This window comes from Streptomyces humi (assembly GCF_001005085.2).
GTDB classification, from domain to species: Bacteria; Actinomycetota; Actinomycetes; order Streptomycetales; family Streptomycetaceae; genus Streptomyces; species Streptomyces humi.
Genome location: NZ_LBMU02000049.1, coordinates 44,078 through 64,805, shown reverse-complemented (window position 1 = coordinate 64,805; position 20,728 = coordinate 44,078). Strand labels below are relative to the sequence as shown.

The window sequence follows — 20,728 nt, the reverse complement described above, 5'->3', positions numbered from 1 at the left end:
GCCCACCACCCGCCGCAAACACCGAAATGCGGACGGCTTGTGAAAGCCCGTCCGCATTCCGCGCCCCGCCCCGATGCCCGGTCAGCCCTCCGAGTCGGCAGAACCGCTGGTGGAGGCGGTCCCCCGGAACAGCCATTCGGATTTCAGCTCTGCATATCCGGGCTTCACCACGTCATTGATCATGGCGAGGCGTTCATCGAAAGGAATGAACGCTGATTTCATCGCATTGACGGAGAACCACTGGAGGTCGTCGAGCGTGTAGCCGAACGCCTCGACGAGATGCTCGAATTCCCGGCTCATGCTGGTGCCGGACATGAGCCGGTTGTCCGTGTTGACGGTCGCGCGGAAGTGGAGCCGGCGGAGCAGTCCGATCGGATGGCCCGCGTAGGAGTCGGCGGCCCCGGTCTGGAGGTTGGAGCTGGGGCACAGCTCCAGCGGGATCCGCTTGTCACGGACGTAGGAGGCGAGCCGGCCGAGCTTGACCGTGCCGTCCTCGTGGACCTGGATGTCGTCGATGATCCGCACGCCGTGCCCGAGCCGGTCGGCGCCGCACCACTGGAGGGCCTGCCAGATGGACGGCAGCCCGAAGGCCTCGCCGGCGTGGATGGTGAAGTGGTTGTTCTCGCGCTTGAGGTACTCGAAGGCGTCGAGGTGCCGGGTGGGCGGGTGGCCGGCCTCGGCACCGGCGATGTCGAAGCCGACCACGCCCAGGTCCCGGTAGCGGTTGGCGAGTTCGGCGATCTCCAGCGAGCGGGCCGCGTGCCGCATGGCGGTGAGCAGGGCGCCGACCCGGATCCGCCGGCCGCTCTCCCGCGCCAGCGCCTCGCCCTGCCGGAAGCCCTCGTTGACGGCCTCGACGACGTCCTCCAGGGTCAGCCCCTGTTCCAGGTGCTGTTCCGGGGCGTACCGCACCTCGGCGTAGACGACGCCGTCCTCGGCGAGGTCCTCGGCGCACTCGCGGGCGACGCGGACCAGCGCGTCCCGGGTCTGCATCACGCCGACGGTGTGCGAGAAGGTCTCCAGGTAGCGCTCCAGGGAGCCCGAGTCGGCGGCCTCACGGAACCAGATGCCGAGCTTGTCCGGGTCGCTCTCGGGGAGTTGGGAGTAGCCGGTCTCCCGGGCGAGGTCGGCGACCGTACCCGGACGCAGGCCGCCGTCGAGGTGGTCGTGCAGCAGAACCTTGGGCGCCCGGCGGATCTGCTCCGGCGTCGGGGTGTTCGCGGTGCTCTGGCTCGTCATTTCCGCACTCTAACTCCTACGCGCGTAGATCGCCCGGTGGTCGGCTGTTTCCCGTTCCGTCGATACCCAACGGTGACCCCACGGACGGGTCAAGTGCACCGCGTCTTCTGACACTGTTCTGTCATGGCACAGCAAGCGACCCCGGTGCGAACGGCCAGACTGGGCAGGGCAGTCGGCCAGGAGCCGACGACGGTGACCGGAGCGGTCCTGCTGCTCCCGGGCGGCGAGGAGAACTCCGCCCGCAAGCCGTCCCCCGTATGGGCGACGACCCTGGTACGCGCGCTCGGCCGCCGGCTCGCCCGCGACGGCCGCGACGAGGGGCTCGCGGCGCATGTCGTCCACTACCGCTATCGCGGCTGGAACGGCAGCGAGGCGCACCTCGCCGGCGACGCCGACTGGGCGGCCGACGAGGTGGTACGACGGTACGGCGACGTGCCCGTCTGCCTGCTGGGCGTCGGGATGGGCGGCCGGGCGGCACTGCGGGCGGGAGGCCACGAGGCCGTCAACTCCGTCGTGTCCGTCGCCCCCTGGCTGCCGGAGACGGACATGGCGGCACCTGAGGAACCGGTTCGGCAGCTGGTGGGCCGGCGGGTGCTGGTCGTACACGGCACGAACGACGAACGGACCGATCCGGAGCTGTCGTTCCGGCTGGCGGCACGGGCGAAGAAGGCCAACCGGGAGGTGTGCCGGTTCGAGGTGCACTCCGACGGCCACGGGCTGCACCAGCACCGGGACGAAGTCCTCGCTCTCGCTTCGGACTTCGTCATGGGGGCGTTGTACGGGCACGCGGTGTCGCGGCCGGTGGAGGACGCGTTGGCGGCGCCGCCGCCGATCGGGCTGCGCATGCCGCTTGCCGCGGGCTTCGGCCGGTCGCTCCGCAAGGGCTGATGAACCGTTTCGGGGTGCGGGTCGTGTGTGCCTGGTCGCGCGGTTCCCCGCGCCCCTGAGGGAGCGCTGTCCCCTAGGCGGGAAGCAAGCTGCCCCTTCTGGAGAGCAGGAACTTCTTGAAGGCGGCCACCGGCGGGGTGTCCGGGTGGCCGTCGAGCCATGCCACGCCGATCTCCCTCGCCGCCCTCGGGGCCGTGACCGTCAGTTCCGCGACTCCCGGGCGGGGGAAGACGGGGGGCGGGAGGAGGGCCACCCCCAGCCCCGCCGCGACCAGGCCCCGCAAGGTCTCCGCCTCCTCGCCCTCGAAGGCGATCCGCGGTCTGAAGCCCGCCTCCGTGCAGAGGTCGTCGGTGATGCGGCGCAGGCCGTAGCCCGGTTCCAGGGTCACGAAGGTCTCGTCGGCCGCCTCGGCGAGGCGGACCCGGCGCCGGGCCGCCAGACGGTGGTCCGCCGGGACCACCAGGCGGAGTCTCTGTTCGTCCAGGCGGCGGGCCACCAGATCGGGCGCGTCCGGGACCGGAGAGGTGAGGCACAGGTCGAGCTCCCCCGCGCGAAGCTTCTCGATCATCGCCTCGCCGTAGTTCTGGACGAGGCTGAAGCGGATGCGGGGGTGGTCGACCCGGAACGCCTGGAGCAGGCCGGGAACCGTCTCCGCGCCCATGGTGTGCAGGAAGCCGAAGGCGACCTTGCCGGTGGTGGGGTCGGCGTCGGCGCGTACCTCGTCGGCGGCGCGCTGCACCTCGCCGAGGGCGCGTTCGACCGAGGTGAGGAAGGTACGGCCGGCGGGGGTCAGGGAGACGGTGCGGCCGTGCCGGGTGAAGAGGTCGACGCCGAGGTCGTCCTCCAGGCGGGCCATCGCACGGGACAGGGTGGACTGGGGGACGCTCAGTTCCTGCGCGGCCCTGGTGACGTGCTCGGTGCGGGCCACGCCGGCGAAGTACGCGAGGCGGGGAGCCAGCAACATCGTCATGTCTTCTGTGTCACTGGACGGTGACAGGCGCGCGGCTGACCTCTGCTGATGCTCCATGGGAACGATTATGACGATTCCATGCATTGGACGGATGAAGAGGGGGTCCGTACGTTCGAGGCATGTCTCCCGCCAGTACCGGGGCGTCCATCACCGTGGGCGCCGTCCCGTCCGTCCCCGCCGCCGACTCCCGTCTGACCCCGGGCGGTCCCGGCTACCGCCGGATGAGCTTCGCGCTCTTCCTCGCCGGTGTCGCGACCTTCGCCCTCCTCTACTCCACCCAGGCGCTGCTGCCGCTGATCTCCGACGGCTTCGGGGTCAGCGCGAGCGACGCGAGCTGGACGGTGGCGGCGGCGACCGGCGGTCTGGCGCTGTTCGTCATCCCGATGAGCGCGCTCTCCGAGCGTTTCGGCCGTCGTACGGTCATGACCGGCTCGCTGGCGGTGGCGGTGACCGTCGGCCTGCTGGTCCCCTTCGCGCCCTCGCTGGGCGTGCTGGTCGTGCTGCGCGGCGTCCAGGGCGCGGCGCTGGCCGGTCTGCCGGCCTCCGCGCAGGCCTATCTGGCCGAGGAGGTCCGCCCGAAGGCGCTGGTCACGGCGATCGGCCTGTTCGTCGCGGGGAACAGCGTCGGCGGGATGAGCGGCCGGGTCATCACCGGCTGGGTGGCACAGGAGTGGGGCTGGCGGACCGCCGTCGGCACCATCGGCGTGATCGCCGTCGGCTGCGCGGTCGCCTTCCGGCTGCTGCTGCCCGCGCCGCGGCACTTCACGGCGGGCTCGCTGCACCCGCGCCGGCTGCTCGGCACGGTCCGCGACCACCTGGCGAACCCGCTGCTGCGCCGCCTGTACGCGATCGGCGCGCTCTTCATGACCGTCTTCGGCGGTGTCTACACGGTGATCGGCTACCGCCTGACCGAGGAGCCCTTCTCCCTCCCCCAGGGCATCATCGGCTCGATCTTCCTGGTCTACCTGGTGGGCACGGTCTCCGCGTCGACGGCCGGGCGTCTGGTCGGCAGGCTCGGCCGCCGGGGCGCCCTCTACCTGGGCGGCGGCACGACGGCCACGGGTCTGCTGCTGTCCCTGGCCGACTCGCTCCCGCTGGTCCTGCTGGGCCTGGTCCTGATCACCGCGGGCTTCTTCGCGGGCCACGCGGTGGCCTCCTCGGCGGTCAGCCACACGGCGACCCACGGCCGCGCCCAGGCCTCGGCGCTCTACCAGTCCGCTTACTACATCGGCTCCAGCGCGGGCAGCACGGTCGGAGCGCTGGCGTTCCACGCGGAGGGCTGGTCGGGCACGGTCGGCATCGGCCTCCTGGCGATAGCGGGCGTGGTGACCATCACGGTCCTGGGCTCGGTGGCGGCCCGCCGCAGTGTGATGGCCAACGCCCACTGACCGCCACCCCGCACGAAAGCACCCCACACGAAAGCGCCCCGCAGGGAAGCGCCCCGCGCTGGAGCGCCCCAAAGGGGCGCGGGGAACCGCGCGACCGGCCCCCACCGCGCCGCACCCGCCACCGAACCCCGCACCTCATCCCCATAGGCGACCCACTCCCACCTGCACGTTCTGCGACTTCGGGCGCCGTTGTCAGTCCCCTGCGCTAGCTTTCAAGTGCTGGAGCGCGAAGGCGCGCGAAAAAGCCACGTGGGGTGGGTGGACGGCATGACCGACAGCACGGCGACCGCGGAACTGGACGTCGCACTGGAGAAGCACCGGACCGAACTGACCGGCTACTGCTACCGCATGCTCGGTTCGTCGTTCGAGGCCGAGGACGCCGTCCAGGACACCCTGGTGCGGGCCTGGCGCAGCTACGACAAGTTCGAGGGCCGTGCCAGCCTCCGGTCGTGGCTGTACCGGATCGCGACCAACGTCTGCCTGGACATGCTGAACGCGGGCAACAAGCGGGCCCGGCCGATGGACCTGAGCGAGTCGACACCGCTCGCCCGGGCGGCGCTCTCCCCCCGGCCCGACAACACCTGGCTGGAGCCGGTGCCCGACGCCCGCGTGCTGCCCACCGTGGACGACCCGGCGGAGGCGGCCGTGGCCAAGGAGTCCATCCGGCTGGCCTTCATGGCCGCGCTCCAGCAGCTGCCGCCCAAGCAGCGGGCGGTGCTGATCCTGCGCGAGGTGCTGGCCTGGAAGGCGAGCGAGGTCGCCGAACTGCTCGGCACCACGGTCGCGTCGGTGAACAGCGCCCTCCAGCGGGCCCGGGCCACGCTGGCGGAGCAGCAGCAGTCGGGTGCCGGGGCCGAGGTGTCCGACGCGCTCGACGAGGAGCAGCGGAAGCTCCTTGAGCGCTATGTCGCGGCTTTCGAGGGGTACGACATGACGGCGCTGACGGCACTCCTCCACGAGGACGCCATCATGACGATGCCGCCGTTCGACCTGTGGCTCACGGGTCACGACGACATCGCCGGCTTCATGACCACCATCGGCTCGGCCTGCGAGGGTTCACGCCTGTTCCCGGTCCAGGTCAACGGCCTGCCCGGGTTCGCCCAGTACAAGCCCGACCCGGACACCGGCGGCTGGACCCCGTGGTCGATCCAGGTCCTGGAGATCTCAGCCGGACGGCTGACCGGGTTCCACTTCTTCCTCGACACCAAGCGCTGGTTCCCGCTCTTCGACCTCCCTCTCCACCTGGATGCGGAGTCCGACGAACCGGAGCAGGGAGCGTAGGGCGGGATCGGGGTCCCGCAGCCGGATCCGGCCGCCGGCCCGGCGGGCGGTCAGCTCCAGCCGGGCCAGCAGGTCGACGACCGCGAGGCCCGGCGGTCCGAGGCCGCCGACGTCGCAGACGACGACCCGGGCCCTGCCGCCCCGCAGCAGCGCCCGCACGTCGTCGCAGAGCCCCGGCACCTCGTCCCTGGCGACGGGGCCGGACAGCGTCAGTACGGCGGGGGTCACGGCATCCACGAGCGGTAGACCGGGGACGGTCTGACAACTCATCGGTGAGTCCCGCGCGGCCGCGCGCGGCCCGCGCAGATCACAGGGATCGCAAGGATCACAAGGTTGACCTGCACCTGACTTGCACCAGAGGGTCAGGTGTATGCGCCACAGACCAGCACCCGCCCGGACACCCGACGGCCTCGCGCCCGCCCTGGGGGCGCGGTGCAAGGGGTACTGAGCGGCTTCGCGGTGATCGCGATCGTGATCGCCGTCGGTTATCTCCTCGGCCGTGGCGGCCACCTCGGTGCGAACGGCCGCGAGGTCCTCACCAAGCTCGCCTTCCACGTCGCCTCCCCCGCGCTCCTGTTCACCACTCTCGCGAAGGCCGACCTGGCGGTGATCTTCTCCAGCCGCCTCCTGGTGACGGCCCTGTCCACGGCAGCGGCGGCGGGCGCGTTCACGGCGGTGGGTGTCGTACGGGGCTGGGGTGTGGGCCGTACGACGATCGGCGCCCTGTGCTCCAGCTACGTCAACTCCGGCAACCTCGGCATCCCGATCGCGGTGTACGTGCTGGGCGACGCGTCCCTGGTGGCCCCGGTACTGCTGTTCCAGGTGGTGCTCCTGACCCCGGTCGCCCTGACGGTCCTCGACCTGTCGGGCGCGGGCGAGAAGGGCCCCTGGTGGCGCCGCCTGCTGACGCCGCTCCGCAACCCGATAGCCGTCGGCTCCCTCACCGGCGTCGTGGTCTCGGGTCTCGGGATCCACGTGCCCGGCCCGGTCATGGACCCGCTGACCCTGATCGGCAACATGTCCGTCCCGGCGGTCCTGCTGGCCTTCGGCATCTCCCTGCGGGGCAGCACGCTCCCCGGCCGGGGCCGCGACCGCCACCCGGTGTTCCTGTCGGTGGCCCTGAAGGCGGTGGGGCAGCCGCTGGCCGCCTGGGTCCTGGCGTCAGCCGTCTTCGACCTGCACGGGGCGCCCCTGCTCGACGTGACGGTGACCTCGGCACTGCCGGCCGCCCAGAACCTGTACACGTACGCCGGCACCTACCGGGTCGGCGAGGAACTGGCCCGCGACTCGATCCTGCTGTCGACGGTGCTGTCGGTACCGGTACTCGTCGTGGTGGCGGCGCTGCTGGGGTGACGGACCGGTCGGTCGACGGGGAACCCACCGGCGTCGACCGTGACGCCGAACGGGACCGGCGCAGGTCCGCCGGTCCCGTTCATCCGATCGAGCCGTGACACCGGCGGCCTCCGGCCGCGGGTCCTGGTCAGGCGATACGTTCCAGGACCACCGGCGACGCGGTGAACTCCGTGCCGGCCGGCGCGATGTCGTAGGAACCCTCGACCGCCTGGAGTGCGTACTCGAAGCGCTCCGGGGTGTCCGTGTGGAGGGTGAGGAGGGGCTGGCCGGCGGTGACCGTGTCGCCGGGCTTGGCGTGGAGTTCGACGCCCGCGCCCGCCTGCACCGGGTCCTCCTTGCGGGCGCGGCCCGCGCCGAGGCGCCAGGCGGCGACGCCGACACCGTAGGCGTCGAGGCGGGTGAGGACGCCCGCGGCGGCGGCCTTCACCACGTGCTGCTCCTTCGCCACCGGCAGCGTCGCGTCCGGGTCGCCGCCCTGGGCCGCGATCATCCGGCGCCAGACGTCCATCGCCGAACCGTCGGCCAGCGCCTTCGCCGGGTCGGCGTCGCGGATGCCCGCCGCGTCCAGCATCTCCCGGGCCAGCGCGAGGGTCAGCTCGACCACGTCCGAGGGGCCGCCGCCGGCGAGCACCTCCACCGACTCGCGGACCTCCAGGGCGTTGCCCGCCGTGAGGCCGAGCGGGGTGGACATGTCGGTGAGGAGCGCGACCGTCTTCACGCCGTGGTCGGTGCCGAGGCCCACCATCGTCGAGGCCAGCTCGCGGGCGTCCTCGATGGTCTTCATGAAGGCGCCGGTGCCCACCTTCACGTCGAGGACCAGGGAGCCGGTGCCCTCGGCGATCTTCTTCGACATGATCGAGGAGGCGATCAGCGGGATCGCCTCGACCGTGCCGGTGACGTCACGCAGGGCGTAGAGCTTCTTGTCGGCGGGGGCCAGGCCGTCGCCCGCCGCGCAGATCACCGCGCCGGTGCCGTCCAGCACCGACAGCATCTCCTCGTTGGAGAGCAGGGCGCGCCAGCCGGGGATCGACTCCAGCTTGTCGAGGGTGCCGCCGGTGTGGCCGAGGCCGCGGCCGGAGAGCTGCGGGACGGCCGCGCCGCAGGCGGCGACGAGGGGCGCCAGCGGTAGCGTGATCTTGTCGCCGACGCCGCCGGTGGAGTGCTTGTCGGCGGTCGGGCGGGACAGCGAGGAGAAGTCCATGCGCTCGCCGGAGGCGATCATCGCGGCGGTCCAGCGGGCGATCTCGCGGCGGTTCATGCCGTTGAGGAGGATGGCCATCGCGAGCGACGACATCTGCTCGTCGGCCACCTCGCCGCGCGTGTACGCGTCGATGACCCAGTCGATCTGCTCGTCGCCGAGCTCACCGCGGTCCCGCTTGGTGCGGATGACGGAGATGGCGTCCATGGCCATGACGTTCCCTTCGGAGCATTGCGAAGCGCACGGCCCCTCCGCGCGGACGGGCGGGAGGGGCCGTACGGGGTTACTTGGTGAGGTGGGCCGGCCCGAAGGCCTGGGGCAGCATCTCGGAGAGGGGCAGGACGCCCTGAGGGGTGTCCAGGAGGAGGTCCGGGCCGCCGAACTCGTAGAGCAGCTGGCGACAGCGGCCGCACGGGACGAGGAGCCCGCCCGTGCCGTCCACGCAGGTGAAGTGGGTGAGCCGGCCGCCGCCGGTGCGCTGGAGCTCGGACACGAGGCCGCACTCGGCGCACAGCCCCAGGCCGTACGACGCGTTCTCCACGTTGCAGCCGGACACCGTGCGGCCGTCGTCCACCAGGGCCGCGACCCCGACCGGGAAGCCGGAGTACGGGGCGTAGGCGTGGGACATGGCCTCCCGCGCCTCGGCCCGCAGGGATTCCCAGTCGAAGGCGGCGGCGGTCACTTGCCCTGTCCCTTCCGGTACGGCAGGCCGTCCGCCTTGGGCATCCGCAGGGACTGCGCGGACAGCGAGAGGACCAGCAGGGTCACGAGGTACGGGGTCGCGGTCACGAGCTGACGCGGGACCTCGTTGGTGGAGGCGTACCAGACGAACATCAGGACCGAGACGACGATCGTGATGACGGCGGGGACGTACTTCTTGCGCCAGGCCTGGTAGGCCGCGCCGGCCACCAGCAGGATGGCGATCAGCAGGATCAGCGCGTGGACGTTCACCGTGCCGCCGCGCAGGTTGAGGCTGTCGGTGTAGCCGAACAGGCCGGCGCCGAGGGCGAGGCCGCCCGGCATCCAGTTGCCGAAGATCATCGCCGCGAGACCGATGTAACCGCGGCCGGCCGTCTGGCCGTCCAGGTAGACGTTCGAGGCGACGATGGAGAGGAACGCGCCGCCCAGGCCGGCGAAGCCACCGCTGATGATCACCGCGATGTACTTGTACTTGTAGACGTTGACGCCGAGGGACTCGGCCGCGACCGGGTTCTCGCCGCAGGACCGGAGGCGGAGGCCGAAGGCCGTGCGCCACAGCACCCACCAGGTGACCGGTACCAGGGCGACCGCGACGACCGTCAGCGGGGACAGGTCGGTCAGCAGACCGCCGACCAGGCCCGCGATGTCGGAGACCAGGAACCAGTGCTTCTCGTTGAGCGTGTTCAGCCAGTCCGACAGGCCGGGGACGCTGAAGGTGCCCAGTGAGTCGATCGGCGGGGACTGCTTGGAGGAGCCGCCCACCGCGTTCTCGAAGGTGAACTTCGAGAGGTAGCGGGTGGCGCCCAGGGCGAGGATGTTCAGGGCCACACCGGAGACGATGTGGTTGACGTTGAAGGTGACGGTGGCGACGGCGTGCAGCAGGGCGCCGAGCGCGCCGCCGAGGATGCCGAAGACGACGCCGACCCAGGGGCCCCACTGGTAGCCGGCCCAGGCGCCGAACCAGGTGCCGAGGATCATCATGCCTTCGAGGCCGATGTTGACGACGCCCGCGCGCTCGGCCCACAGACCGCCGAGGCCGGCGAGGCCGATCGGGACGGCGAGGCGCAGCGCGGTGGACATCTGGCCGGTCGAGGTGATGCCCTCGGCGCCGGTGATGATGCGCACGGCCGAGGTGAGGACCAGTACGCCCGCGATGACCAGCAGGAGTACCGGGAGCGACATTCGGCGGCCGCCCTTGCCGGGCTGGGTCGCCTGCGGCTTGGCGATGGTCGCGGTGGACATCAGGCCGCCACCTCCTTCTTGGTGTTCTGGGCGGCGGCCGCGGCGAGCTCCGCGCCGACCTGGCGCTGCTGGCGGCGCAGGCCCCACTGGCGTACGGCTTCGTAGGAGATGACGACGGAGAAGACGATCAGGCCCTGCATGATCGTGGCGATCTCCTTCTCGTACGCCACCGGGGTGGCGTAGTCGAGGGCGGGCGAGGCCTTGTCGAGGAAGGCCCACAGGAGGGCGGCGAAGGCGATGCCGCCGGGGTTGTTCCGGCCGAGCAGGGCGATGCCGATGGCGGTGAAGCCGAGGCCGGCCGGGAAGTCCAGGCTGTAGGTGTGCGAGTCGCCGAGCAGCAGCGGGAGGCCCGCGAGGCCGGAGACCGCGCCGGAGATCAGCATGGAGACCAGGACCATGCGCTTGGCGTCGACGCCGGAGGCCGCGGCGGCCGACTCGGAGGCGCCGGTGGCGCGCAGGTCGAAGCCGAAGCGGGTGCGGTTGAGGACCACCCAGTAGGCGATGCCGAGGGCGATGGCGACGAAGACCATGCCGTAGATCTCGCCGACGTCGGAGCCCAGGTCGATGCCGGGGAACCAGCCGGACTTCTTCATCACGCCGGTCGTCATGTTGTTGCCGACCTGGACGCCCCACACGTTCGAGAGGGTGATGTAGCCGATGAGGCTGGTGGCGATGGCGTTCAGCATGATCGTGGCGACGACCTCGCTGACTCCGCGGGTGACCTTGAGGACGCCCGCGATGCCGGCCCAGAAGGCACCGGTGAACATGGCGACCAGGAGCAGCATCGGGATTTGCAGCGCGGCGGGCAGGCCGATGTTGGCGCCGACCACGGCCGTCATCACGGCGGCGAGCCGGTACTGGCCGTCGACGCCGATGTTGAACAGGTTCATCCGGAAGCCGAGGGCGACCGCGATGGCCGCGATGTAGTACATCGCCGCCTGGTTGATGATCAGGACCTGGATGTCCGAGTACGGCAGCTGCTGGAGCATCAGCACGTACGGCTCGAACGGGTTGCGGTTCGAGGCCAGCAGCACGATCGACGTCAGCGCGATCGCCAGGACGAGCGCGATGACCGGGCCGGCCACCGCGAGGAGCACCCGCTCCTTGTCGAACTTCTTCATCGGTCCTGGTCCTCCCCGGACACATCGTTCGCGTCGTGATGTTCCAGGTGGCCGGTGGCGGCACCTGTCATGGCCGAGCCCAGTTCCTCGGGCGTGATGGTGGCCGGGTCGGCGTCCGCGACCAGCTTTCCGTCGAAGATCACTCGCAGGGTGTCCGACAGGCCGATCAGCTCGTCGAGGTCGGCGGAGATCAGCAGCACGGCCAGGCCCTCGCGGCGGGCGTCCCGGATGCGGTCCCAGATCTGCGCCTGCGCGCCGACGTCCACACCGCGGGTGGGGTGGGCGGCGATCAGGAACTTCGGGCTGTGGCTCATCTCGCGGCCGACGATCAGCTTCTGCTGGTTGCCGCCGGAGAGGGAGGCGGCGGTGACGTCGATGCCGGGGGTGCGGACGTCGTACTCCTCGACGATCCTGCGGGTGTCGGCCTGGGCGCCCTTGATGTCCAGCCAGAAGCCCCGCGCGTTGGGCTTCTCGGTGACGTGGCCGAGAATGCGGTTCTCCCAGAGCGGGGACTCCAGGAGCAGACCCTGGCGGTGCCGGTCCTCGGGGATGTAGCCGACGCCGGACTCGCGGCGCTTGCGGGTGGCCCAGCCGGTGATGTCCTCGCCGAGGAACTCGATCGCGCCGGAGTCGGCGTGGCGGGTGCCGATGAGCGCGTCGATCAGCTCGGTCTGGCCGTTGCCCTCGACGCCGGCGATGCCCATGACCTCACCGGCGTGGATGGTGAAGGTGACGTCGTCCAGGACGCGCTTGGCGGCGCCGGGGGTGGAGGCCTCGGTGAGCACGTCGGCGCCCGCGGTGGCGCCGGCCGAGCCGACGGTCGCGGTCTCGGGCTGGGCGCCGACCTCACCGAGGGAGGCGATGCCGCCGCCGGCGTAGACGGTGAGGTTCCGCACCGTGATGACGGCCTGGTCGGTGACGGTGGACTCGGCGGTCTCCGGGGTGGGCAGTTCGCTGCCGACCATCAGCTCGGCGAGCTGGCGGGGGGTGGTCTCGGAGGGGACCGCGGTGCCGACGGTCGTACCGCGGCGGATGACGGTGATGTCGTCGGCGACGGACAGCACCTCGCCGAGCTTGTGGGAGATGAAGATGACCGACAGGCCCTCGGACTTCAGCTCGCGCAGGTTGTCGAAGAGCGCGTCGACCTCCTGCGGGACCAGGACGGCGGTGGGCTCGTCGAGGATCAGGGTCTTGGCGCCGCGGAAGAGGACCTTGAGGATCTCCACGCGCTGCCGGTCGGCGACACCGAGGTCCTCTACCAGGACGTCCGGGCGGATGCCGAGGCCGTACCGGTCGGAGATCTCCTTGATCTTCTTCCGGGCGTTGCCGCCGATGCCGTACAGCTTCTCGCTGCCGAGCACGACGTTCTCGAGGACGGTCAGGTTGTCTGCCAGCATGAAGTGCTGGTGGACCATGCCGATGCCGCGCGCGATGGCGTCGGCCGGGGACGAGAAGGTGACCTGCTCGCCGTCGACCGCGATGGTGCCCTCGTCCGGCTTCTGCATGCCGTAGAGGATCTTCATCAGGGTGGACTTGCCGGCACCGTTCTCCCCGACGAGGGCATGCACGGTGCCCTTGCGGACGGACAGGTGGATGTCGTGGTTCGCCACGACACCCGGGAATCGCTTGGTGATCCCCGCCAGCTCGACCGCGGCTGTCGTCTCTGCGGTGAGCGGAGGGCTGCTGGACGCGTCGATGGCGCACTCTCCTAGGGAAAGGGGCCGCTCTACGCGCGTAGCGCCCCTGCTTTAAATAGTGCCCGGACCTGACCGAGCTTTTTTGACTCTCGATCCGTTCCGAGCATTCTGCCGCGCGAACGGGATGCGTTCCCCGCCGTAGATCGTCCTGTGATGCCGGATCTACGGCAGGGGCACGGGAGGAAGATCCTGCCCGCACCCCGTTCCGTGGCCGTAACGCTGCCATTACAGCGTTCTTTTGGCCATGCCTACGACATGGTCATGACCGCCGGGTCAGGAGGTCTTGACCACGATGGAGCCGTCCTTGATGCCGGCCTCGGCCTTCTTGAGCGCGGCCTGGATGTCGGCGTTGTTCTTGAAGGCCGGGTTGGAGTCGGCGAGGCTCACACCGCCGGTGGCCAGGCTGGCGCGGATCTCACCGGTCTCCGGCTTGCCGTCGTGGACGGACTTGGCCAGGTTGTACACCGCACCGGCGACGTCCTTCATGGCCGAGGTGAGGATGTAGTCCTTGTACTTGGCCAGCGCGTCCTGCTTGTACTGGTCCGAGTCGACGCCGATCGCCCACACCTTGTGCGCGGCGGCGGACTGGATGACACCCTGCCCGGACAGGCCGGCGGCGGCGTAGACGACGTCGGCACCGGCGTCGATCTGGCCGTCCGCGGCGGTCTTGCCCTTGTCCGGGCTGGAGAAGCCGCCCTCGGCCGCGGTCTCGGTCAGGTACTGCGACTTGACCTTGACGCCCTTCTTGGTGTCCGCGACGCCCTGCTCGAAGCCCGCCTCGAACTTGTGGATCAGCGGCACGTCCACACCGCCGATGAAGCCGACGGTGTTGCTCTTGGTGGCCTTGGCGGCGGCGACCCCGGCCAGGTAGGACGCCTGCTCCTCGTGGAAGACGAGGTCGGCGACGTTGTCGGCCTTGATGGTGTTGTCGTCGATGATGCCGAAGGTGACCTTCGGGAACTTCGCCGCGACCTCCTTGACGGCCGGCGCGTACGAGTAGCCGACGCCGATCACCGGGTTGTAGCCGGCCTTGGCCAGGGTCTCCAGACGCTGGGCCTTGTCCGCGTCGGACTCGCCGTCCTGCGGCTCGACGGCGGTGGACTTGTAGCCGTACTGCTGGTCGGCCTTGTCCATGCCGGAGGTCGCGGCGTCGTTGAAGGACTGGTCGCCCTTGCCGCCGACGTCGTAGGCGAGGGCCAGACCGAGGTCCTTGCCCTTGCTGGCGGAGGACGAGGTGGACGAGCTGCCACAGGCAGAAACAGTGGCGGCAAGGGCTGCGGTTGCAACGCCCGCAACCGCGATACGGGACACCCGGCGCATGGAACTTGACTCCTTTGTGCAAGCGCCCAAACCGAGCGCTGGTTCCGCCGCAGCGTAACGCGCGTAGACCAGACGGAAAACCCCCAATGTCCGGTCCGTTATCTAGCTGTGGCCACACTCACGGCCAAGGTTACGCACAGCAGTACGCCCCTTGCGGGAGGCAAGGGGCGTACGGACTGCGACGGCGCGCGGGTGGCCTTACCCGTGGGTAGGGCCGGTCACCCGGCGCCGCCCGCGGGCGGCGTCACTTCGTGTTGACGGTGACCTTGCCGTCGATGATCTCCTGCTTGGCCTTGTCGACGGCCGCGACGACCTTGGTGAGGGCCTTGTACTTCGGGTTGGTGTCGGCGAAGCCGACGCCACCGGTCTTGAGGGTGCCCTCGACGACACCGCTCTCCGGCTTGCCCTCGTGGACGGACTTCACGAGGTCGTACACCGCGCCGCCGACGTTCTTCAGGGCGGAGCCCAGGATGTAGTCCTTGTACTTGGCGAGCGCGCTCTGGTTGTACTGGTCGGAGTCGACGCCGATGGCCCAGACCTTGGCGGTGGCGGCGGCCTCGATCACGCCCTGGCCGGAGAGGCCGGCCGCGTGGTAGATGACGTCGGCGCCGGCGTCGATCTGGCCCTGCGCCGCGGCCTTGCCCTTGTCGGGGCTGGAGAAGCCGCCCTCCTGGGCCGTCTGGGTCAGGTACTGCGACTCGATCTTGATCTTCGGGTTGACGGACTTGGCGCCCTGGTCGAAGCCCGCCTCGAAGGTGTGGATGAGCGGTACGTCGACACCGCCGATGAAGCCGATGTGGTTCTTCTTGGTGGCGGACGCCGCGGCCACACCCGCGAGGTACGACGACTGCTCCGCCGCGAACACCATGTCGACGACGTTGCTCGCCGTCACCTCGTTGTCGTCGATGATGCCGAAGGTGATCTTGGGGTACTTGGCCGCGACCTCCTTGACGGCCGGCGCGTAGGAGTAGCCGACCCCGATGATCGGGTTGTAACCGGCCCTGGCCAGCGTGTCGAGGCGCTGCACCTTGTCGGCGTCGGACTCGCCGTCCTGCGGCTCGATGTCCCGGCCGCTGATGCCGAAGTCCTTCTCGGCCTTCTGGAAGCCGGCGTAGGCGGCGTCGTTGAAGGACTGGTCGCCCTTGCCGCCGATGTCGTACGCGAGGCCTATGCCCTTGCCGTTGTACTTGCCGGACGAGGTGGCGGTGGTGTCACCGCTGTCCTGGCTGGACTTGCCGCACCCGGCGGCCGCGAGGGCGATGACGGCGACGGTCACCGCGGCTTTGGAGAACCTGGTCCTCCGAGAGACAGAACGCACAGCACGTACCCCTTCGTCCCCACGGCACCGTCACCGGCCCGCTTGCCCAACCGGCCACCTGCGGTGGCGATTTCGGCGCACAGTAACGCGCGTAGAAGCGGAGGGGAACGGGGTTTCTCCGGGCCGTTATCGAACCGTGCCGACTCCGGGTTACAAGGAGGGACCACCGGTTACGGCAGGGTGACACAAGGGGGCGAAGAGGTGCCGATCGGGCACCTCTTCGCCCCCTGCGGTGAACCGGTGTCGGGACGGACGGCAAGGTGACCGTTTCTCCCGCCAGCTGATACGACTTCCGTCGATACGACTACCTGGTCGCGTCGATCAGGGCCGCGGCGGTGAACAGCTCCACGCCGACGGTGATGGCCCGCTCGTCCGCGTCGAAGTCACCCTGGTGCAGATCGCGCACGGTCCGCTCGCCCGGGGTCCGCACCCCGAGCCGCGCCAGCGCGCCGGGCACGTGCTCCAGGTACCAGGAGAAGTCCTCGCCGCCGAGGCTCTGCTCGGTCGTCTCGATGGAGTCGGAGCCGCGGCGGGCGATCATCGCGTCCCGCAGCAGTTCGGTGATCACCGGGTCGTTGACGACCGGCGGCACCCCGCGCACGTAGTTGATCTCGGACTTGGCCCGGTGCAGCGTGGCGACCTCCTCGACGGCGGCGTACACCACGTCCGGCGCCTGCCGCCAGGCCTCCAGGTCCAGGCAGCGCACGGTGCCGGACAGCTCGGCGTGCTGCGGGATGACGTTGGGCGCGTGCCCGCACTCGATCCGCCCCCAGGTGACGGCGAGGCCGCTGCGGGTGTCCACGCGCCGCCCGATGAGCGCCGGCACGTCGACGGCCACCCGGGCGGCGGCGGTGACCAGGTCGGTGGTCAGGTGCGGCCGTGCGGTGTGGCCGCCGGGGCCGTCCAGCGCCACCTCGATCCGGTCGCAGGCGCTGGTGATGGGGCCGGTCCTGAGCCCGATCCGCCCCGCGTCCACCCGGGGGTCGCAGTGCACGGCGATGATCCGGCCCACCCCGTCCAGCACCCCCTCCTGGATGGCGTCGGCGGCACCGCCGGGCAGCACCTCCTCGGCGGGCTGGAAGAGCAGCCGCACGGGCCGCGGCAGCCGCCCCTGCCGGTGCAGGTCGGCGAGGACCAGGCCGGCGCCCAGCACCACTGTCGTATGCACGTCATGCCCACAGGCGTGCGCCCGGTCCGGCACGGTGGACCGGTACGGGGACTCCGTCTTCATGTCCGGGATGGGCAGCGCGTCGATGTCCGCGCGCATGGCGAGCACCGGCAGCCCGTCCCCGACCGGGCCGATGTCACAGAGGAGCCCGGTCCCCGACGCGAGGACACGCGGTCGGAGTCCGGCTTTCTCCAGCCGCTCCTTGATCGCGGCCGTGGTGCGGAACTCCTGGTTGCCTAGCTCGGGGTGCATGTGCAGGTCGCGGCGGAAGGCGACGAGTTCGGCGTGCAGCTCCTCGCTGAGCACGCCGGGGAGCACATCCCCGGGGAGGTCGGCCTCGGACTCTAGGGACATCAATTGGTTCACCCTCTGAAGGGTAGGACGCCCGAAGGGTCAACTGACCCGAGATCAACAAAAGTTCAGCCCCTTAGGGGAAGAAAATCTGACCGGGAAGGTATGACCTCGGACGTGGCTGGGTAACACGTATGTTTCCTCTTCCACGCATACCACGTTCGGCTACGATCACGCCGGTTCTGTCCAAGGATCGAAACGGGACCGGACCGGTCCTTCGACTTGGCCACGCGAGGCCCTGCCCGCCCGGTAGCGTGCGCGACCGTGACGGACTCGGACACGACCGACTTCATAGAGACCACCCGTACGTCCTACGACGCGATCGCCAAGGACTACTCCGCCGCCTACCCCGGCCTCCCCGACCGCCCCGTGGACATGTCCATGATCGGCGCGTTCGCCGAGCTCGTGAAGGCGAACGGCACCGCGCCGGTGGCCGACCTGGGCAGCGGCCCCGGCGACATCACCGCCCACGTGAACGGCCTGGGCGTGCCGGCCTTCGGCATCGACCTCTCGCCCGCGATGGTCACGCTGGCCCGCGAGGCCCACCCCGGAGTCCGCTTCCACCGGGGCTCGATGACGTCCCTCGACCTGCCGGACGGGACCCTGGGCGGCATCCTCGCCCTCTACTCGATCATCCACATCCCCGACGCCCACCTGCCGGCGACGTTCGCCGGCTTCCACCGCGTCCTGGTCCCCGGCGGCCACGTCCTGCTGGCCTTCCAGAAGGGCGAGCAGCCCGGACTGCACCTCACGGAACGCTTCGGCCACGAGATCGACCTCCGGTATCACTGGCGCCCCGCGTACGCGGTGGGCGACATGCTCGTGAAGGCGGGCCTGGACGTGGCGGCGACCCTGATCCGCGAGCCGGTCGAAGGAGAGACGTGGCCACGGGCGTTCGTCCTGGCCCGGAAGCCGAGGTAGCGGGGTAGCAGGAGCGGGGTAGCCGGGGTAGCGGGGGCGCGGGAGCGCGGGGGTGGTCCGAGGTGCCGGAGCAGCCGAGGCGCCGACGCAGGGCGGCGGCCGGGGTGCGTGAAGCGGGCGACGCGGCCGGGGCGCGTGAAGCGGGCGACGCGACCAGGGCGCGTGAAGCGGGCGACGCGACCAGGGTGGGTGAATCGGGCGAAATGCGATTTATGGCCGATGATCCGGGCCGGGCGGGGGACTCGGGGGGCATGAGTTACGTGAACCCAGATCCGGAGCCCGAGCGGACGACCGGGCTGGAGCCCGGCGGTGGTGTCCCGCCCGGCGAGACCCCGCCCGCCGAGAGCAGCCTGCCAGGGGCCGGGCCCCAGGAGACACACAATCCGACCAAGGGCTGGGCCAAGGGCCCGCTGACCCTGATCCTGCTGCTCGTCGCGCTCGTAGCGGCCTTCTTCCTGGTCTACGCCCTGGTCCTGATCCTGTAGCCCGGCGGGGTGCCGCCCGAGGCCTGGGTGCCGACTCAGGCCTCGGGTGCCGGCCCGAGGCCTGGGGTGCCGGCCCGAGGCATGGGGTGCCGACGCGGAGCCTGGGTGCCGGCCCGAGGCATGGGGGTGCCGGTTCAGGCCTGGGTGCGGCGCGCGCATTCGGTGACGACCTCTCGCAGGCTGTCGGTGCGCTCCAGCAGCCCGCGCTGTTCGTCGGCGCCGTTGCCGTGCCGCAGCAGCCGTTCGAGTTCCTCCCGGACGGTGGGGAGATCACCGGTGTCGGTGAGGGCGTCCCCGAGGTGCTCCAGCAGCGTGCCCACCACTTCCCGGGCCGGCCGGGGCCGCAGGGTGACGGGGTCGAGCAGTTCCCCGCCGAGCCCCGAGCGGGCGGCCCGCCAGGCGGCGAGCCGTATCAGGCTCACGCCGTGGTCGACCGGCTCCTGCCCGGCCCGCCACTCCCGTGCCGCGGTCTCCACCAGCGCCCGGGTCAGCGTGGCCACGAGCACGGCCGTCTCGGCCCGCAGGCAGACGTCGGAGACCCGGATCTCCACGGTCGGATAGCGCCGGGCCAGCCGGGCGTCGAAGTAGACCATCCCCTCGTCCAGGATGACGCCGGTGGCGACCATGTCCTCGACCAGGCGGTGGTAGCGCGCCGGCGACCCGAACAGCTCCGTCGGCCCGGCGGACGGCCAGCGCATCCACACCCGGCTGCGGTAGCTGGCGTGGCCGGTGTCGCTGCCCTGCCAGAAGGGCGAGTTGGCGCTGATCGCGACGAGCACCGGCAGCCACGGCCGCAGCCGGTCCAGCACCGCCACCCCTTCCTCGTCCGACTCCACGGAGACGTGCACATGGCACCCGCACACCAACTGCTCGCGGGTGGAGATGCCGTACTGCTCGGCCATCCACTGGTAGCGCCGGCTCACGCTGACGGAGGGGCTGACCGGCAGCGGCGACGTGGCCAGGGCGGCGACCGAGCTGCCGAGTTCCCCGGCCAGCCTGGCGGCCTCCTTGCGGCACCGGACGATCTCCTCCCCGAGGTCCGCCATGTCCGACTGCGGGTGGGTGGCGAACTCCAGCATCTGGCCGTAGAGCTCCTTCTCGAACACGTCCTGCCCGGGATCGGCCAGCGAGGCCCGCGCCAGCACCGCCGCGGCCAGTGCCGTCGGCTCACCGGATTCCGGGTCGACGAGCAGGAGCTCTTCCTCCACACCGACGGTACGCACGCCCCTCAGCCCCTCCGTCCGTGCCGCGACCGGGCGCGGCAGATTTTTCGTAACCCCCGACTTCCCAGGCCGGCGCCCGCGACACCTGAGGGTGCGCGGAGCGGCCGGGAACGGGCGGGGCGGTCACAGGCTGCGCGCGGTGATGTCGCCGTAGGAGGTGGTGGCGGCGATGTTCAGGCCGGCGTCGGCGCCGTCGGTGTTCCGGAGGGCGTTGTCGATCCGGCCGTAGGCGGTGCCGGCGTCCAGGGTGGCGGAGACCCCGCGGGCGGCGCCGACCGCGATGTCACCGTGCTGGGTGTTCAGCGTGACGGTGCCGCGGACGGCCTCGGCGATGCTGATGTCGCCCTTCAGGGTGCTGATCTCCGCCGCGCCGCCCAGCCGGCCGACCTGGATGTCACCGGCCTGGAGGGTGAGCCGGGCGTCACCGGTCTCGTCGAGCTTGACCGTGGCCTGCGCGCCCTCGAAGGTGACGTCGCCGAGCCGTCCCACGCCGCGGAGTTCGGCGAGCGCGGCCTTCGCCTCGACGCGGGAGCCGGCGGGCAGCTGGACGGTCACCTCGACGGATCCGGAGTCGCCGAGGATCCGGCTCCCGGCCGCCGGGACCCCGATCCGCAGGACGCCGTCGGCGCAGGAGACCTCGATCCGCTCGGCCGCCTTCACGTCACGGCTCCTGCCGGGGTCCGCGGGCCGGACCTCGACGGTGGTGTCGGCACGGTCGGCGGCGATGAACCGGATCTGTCCCGCGGGGATGTCCAGGACGGCGGAGACGGGGGCGGGGGTGTCGAACTTCTGCATCGTGCGCTCCTTGGACTGGTTGGACTCGTTGTTTCCGACGACACAAACGCTACGTTGCGTTCACCATTCCA

19 protein-coding genes are annotated in these 20,728 nt (G+C 70.9%); 6 read left to right on the top strand and 13 right to left on the bottom strand.

Going from position 1 to position 20,728, the window contains the following annotated elements; all coding sequences use genetic code 11:
- Nucleotides 1-81: 81 nt before the first annotated feature.
- Nucleotides 82-1,239 (bottom strand): adenosine deaminase, encoded by a 1,158-nt coding sequence (locus AAW13_RS23015; protein ID WP_046729809.1) that lies wholly within the window; start codon nucleotides 1,237-1,239, stop codon nucleotides 82-84.
- 123 nt (nucleotides 1,240-1,362) lie between these two features.
- Between AAW13_RS23015 and AAW13_RS23010 the strand changes: the two genes are divergently transcribed.
- Nucleotides 1,363-2,127 carry an alpha/beta hydrolase family protein gene (locus AAW13_RS23010; protein ID WP_071659654.1) on the top strand — a complete coding sequence of 255 codons (765 nt, stop codon included), beginning with the start codon at nucleotides 1,363-1,365 and terminating at the stop codon, nucleotides 2,125-2,127.
- 73 nt (nucleotides 2,128-2,200) lie between these two features.
- Here the strand turns inward: AAW13_RS23010 and AAW13_RS23005 are convergent, their stop codons facing one another.
- Nucleotides 2,201-3,154: a LysR family transcriptional regulator gene (locus tag AAW13_RS23005; RefSeq protein WP_046729807.1), complete on the bottom strand. Its 954-nt coding sequence runs from the start codon at nucleotides 3,152-3,154 to the stop codon at nucleotides 2,201-2,203.
- 62 nt (nucleotides 3,155-3,216) lie between these two features.
- On the opposite strand from AAW13_RS23005, the gene AAW13_RS23000 reads away from it, so the two are divergent.
- Nucleotides 3,217-4,485, top strand: a complete 1,269-nt coding sequence (locus AAW13_RS23000; RefSeq protein WP_046729806.1) for an MFS transporter — start codon at nucleotides 3,217-3,219, stop codon at nucleotides 4,483-4,485.
- Nucleotides 4,486-4,752: 267 nt separating this feature from the next.
- Nucleotides 4,753-5,766 (top strand): sigma-70 family RNA polymerase sigma factor, encoded by a 1,014-nt coding sequence (locus AAW13_RS22995; RefSeq protein WP_046729834.1) that lies wholly within the window; start codon nucleotides 4,753-4,755, stop codon nucleotides 5,764-5,766.
- On the opposite strand, the gene AAW13_RS22990 is transcribed toward AAW13_RS22995, so the two are convergent.
- The gene (locus tag AAW13_RS22990; protein WP_071659653.1) at nucleotides 5,650-6,036 is read right to left on the bottom strand and encodes an STAS domain-containing protein; all 387 of its coding nucleotides are present in this window, start codon (nucleotides 6,034-6,036) and stop codon (nucleotides 5,650-5,652) included. The two genes, AAW13_RS22995 and AAW13_RS22990, sit on opposite strands and share 117 nt — an antisense overlap.
- 162 nt (nucleotides 6,037-6,198) lie before the next feature.
- On the opposite strand from AAW13_RS22990, the gene AAW13_RS22985 reads away from it, so the two are divergent.
- Nucleotides 6,199-7,119: an AEC family transporter gene (locus tag AAW13_RS22985; RefSeq protein WP_046729805.1), complete on the top strand. Its 921-nt coding sequence runs from the start codon at nucleotides 6,199-6,201 to the stop codon at nucleotides 7,117-7,119.
- Between the two features lie 127 nt (nucleotides 7,120-7,246).
- On the opposite strand, the gene AAW13_RS22980 is transcribed toward AAW13_RS22985, so the two are convergent.
- The 8 genes from AAW13_RS22980 to AAW13_RS22945 form a co-directional block, all read right to left on the bottom strand.
- A complete protein-coding gene (locus AAW13_RS22980) occupies nucleotides 7,247-8,524 on the bottom strand; it encodes a thymidine phosphorylase (RefSeq protein WP_206306264.1) in 1,278 nt (425 codons plus the stop codon).
- A 76-nt stretch (nucleotides 8,525-8,600) separates the two neighbouring features.
- Complete coding sequence (locus AAW13_RS22975) at nucleotides 8,601-8,999, bottom strand: cytidine deaminase (RefSeq protein WP_046729803.1); 399 nt, start codon at nucleotides 8,997-8,999, stop codon at nucleotides 8,601-8,603.
- Complete coding sequence (locus AAW13_RS22970; protein WP_046729802.1) at nucleotides 8,996-10,258, bottom strand: ABC transporter permease; 1,263 nt, start codon at nucleotides 10,256-10,258, stop codon at nucleotides 8,996-8,998. Before AAW13_RS22970 ends, AAW13_RS22975 begins: the two co-directional genes overlap by 4 nt.
- On the bottom strand, nucleotides 10,258-11,379 hold the full coding sequence (locus tag AAW13_RS22965) for an ABC transporter permease (RefSeq protein WP_046729801.1): 1,122 nt from the start codon (nucleotides 11,377-11,379) through the stop codon (nucleotides 10,258-10,260). Before AAW13_RS22965 ends, AAW13_RS22970 begins: the two co-directional genes overlap by 1 nt.
- Nucleotides 11,376-13,076 carry an ATP-binding cassette domain-containing protein gene (locus tag AAW13_RS22960; protein WP_046729800.1) on the bottom strand — a complete coding sequence of 567 codons (1,701 nt, stop codon included), beginning with the start codon at nucleotides 13,074-13,076 and terminating at the stop codon, nucleotides 11,376-11,378. Before AAW13_RS22960 ends, AAW13_RS22965 begins: the two co-directional genes overlap by 4 nt.
- Before the next feature lie 273 nt (nucleotides 13,077-13,349).
- Complete coding sequence (locus AAW13_RS22955) at nucleotides 13,350-14,396, bottom strand: BMP family lipoprotein (protein ID WP_046729799.1); 1,047 nt, start codon at nucleotides 14,394-14,396, stop codon at nucleotides 13,350-13,352.
- A 244-nt stretch (nucleotides 14,397-14,640) separates the two neighbouring features.
- Nucleotides 14,641-15,672 (bottom strand): BMP family lipoprotein, encoded by a 1,032-nt coding sequence (locus AAW13_RS22950; RefSeq protein ID WP_046729798.1) that lies wholly within the window; start codon nucleotides 15,670-15,672, stop codon nucleotides 14,641-14,643.
- Nucleotides 15,673-16,018: 346 nt separating this feature from the next.
- Nucleotides 16,019-17,236, bottom strand: coding sequence for a M20 family metallopeptidase (locus AAW13_RS22945; protein WP_046729797.1), 1,218 nt, complete (start codon nucleotides 17,234-17,236; stop codon nucleotides 16,019-16,021).
- 261 nt (nucleotides 17,237-17,497) lie between these two features.
- Between AAW13_RS22945 and AAW13_RS22940 the strand changes: the two genes are divergently transcribed.
- Together AAW13_RS22940 and AAW13_RS22935 are read left to right on the top strand one after the other, a co-directional pair.
- Nucleotides 17,498-18,154, top strand: coding sequence for a class I SAM-dependent DNA methyltransferase (locus AAW13_RS22940; RefSeq protein WP_046729796.1), 657 nt, complete (start codon nucleotides 17,498-17,500; stop codon nucleotides 18,152-18,154).
- A 251-nt stretch (nucleotides 18,155-18,405) separates the two neighbouring features.
- Entirely contained in the window at nucleotides 18,406-18,639 is a 234-nt protein-coding gene (locus tag AAW13_RS22935) for a DUF6480 family protein (RefSeq protein WP_046729795.1), read from the top strand.
- A gap of 134 nt (nucleotides 18,640-18,773) precedes the next feature.
- Here AAW13_RS22935 and AAW13_RS22930 read toward each other — a convergent pair whose 3' ends face one another.
- Both AAW13_RS22930 and AAW13_RS22925 read right to left on the bottom strand, forming a co-directional pair.
- Nucleotides 18,774-19,862: a glutamate--cysteine ligase 2 gene (locus tag AAW13_RS22930; protein ID WP_046729794.1), complete on the bottom strand. Its 1,089-nt coding sequence runs from the start codon at nucleotides 19,860-19,862 to the stop codon at nucleotides 18,774-18,776.
- A 123-nt stretch (nucleotides 19,863-19,985) separates the two neighbouring features.
- On the bottom strand, nucleotides 19,986-20,657 hold the full coding sequence (locus AAW13_RS22925; protein ID WP_046729793.1) for a DUF4097 family beta strand repeat-containing protein: 672 nt from the start codon (nucleotides 20,655-20,657) through the stop codon (nucleotides 19,986-19,988).
- Nucleotides 20,658-20,728: the final 71 nt, after the last annotated feature.

Bases quoted from the DNA above. Each gene is read 5' to 3' on its own strand.
- AAW13_RS23015 (WP_046729809.1), bottom strand. From the start codon at position 1,239: ATGACGAGCCAGAGCACCGCGAACACCCCGACGCCGGAGCAGATCCGC.
- AAW13_RS22955 (WP_046729799.1), bottom strand. From the start codon at position 14,396: ATGCGCCGGGTGTCCCGTATCGCGGTTGCGGGCGTTGCAACCGCAGCC.
- AAW13_RS22980 (WP_206306264.1), bottom strand. From the start codon at position 8,524: ATGGACGCCATCTCCGTCATCCGCACCAAGCGGGACCGCGGTGAGCTC.
- AAW13_RS22935 (WP_046729795.1), top strand. From the start codon at position 18,406: ATGAGTTACGTGAACCCAGATCCGGAGCCCGAGCGGACGACCGGGCTG.
- AAW13_RS22990 (WP_071659653.1), bottom strand. From the start codon at position 6,036: ATGAGTTGTCAGACCGTCCCCGGTCTACCGCTCGTGGATGCCGTGACC.
- AAW13_RS23005 (WP_046729807.1), bottom strand. From the start codon at position 3,154: ATGGAGCATCAGCAGAGGTCAGCCGCGCGCCTGTCACCGTCCAGTGAC.
- AAW13_RS22970 (WP_046729802.1), bottom strand. From the start codon at position 10,258: ATGTCCACCGCGACCATCGCCAAGCCGCAGGCGACCCAGCCCGGCAAG.
- AAW13_RS22925 (WP_046729793.1), bottom strand. From the start codon at position 20,657: ATGCAGAAGTTCGACACCCCCGCCCCCGTCTCCGCCGTCCTGGACATC.
- AAW13_RS22995 (WP_046729834.1), top strand. From the start codon at position 4,753: ATGACCGACAGCACGGCGACCGCGGAACTGGACGTCGCACTGGAGAAG.
- AAW13_RS22965 (WP_046729801.1), bottom strand. From the start codon at position 11,379: ATGAAGAAGTTCGACAAGGAGCGGGTGCTCCTCGCGGTGGCCGGCCCG.
- AAW13_RS22945 (WP_046729797.1), bottom strand. From the start codon at position 17,236: ATGTCCCTAGAGTCCGAGGCCGACCTCCCCGGGGATGTGCTCCCCGGC.
- AAW13_RS23010 (WP_071659654.1), top strand. From the start codon at position 1,363: ATGGCACAGCAAGCGACCCCGGTGCGAACGGCCAGACTGGGCAGGGCA.
- AAW13_RS23000 (WP_046729806.1), top strand. From the start codon at position 3,217: ATGTCTCCCGCCAGTACCGGGGCGTCCATCACCGTGGGCGCCGTCCCG.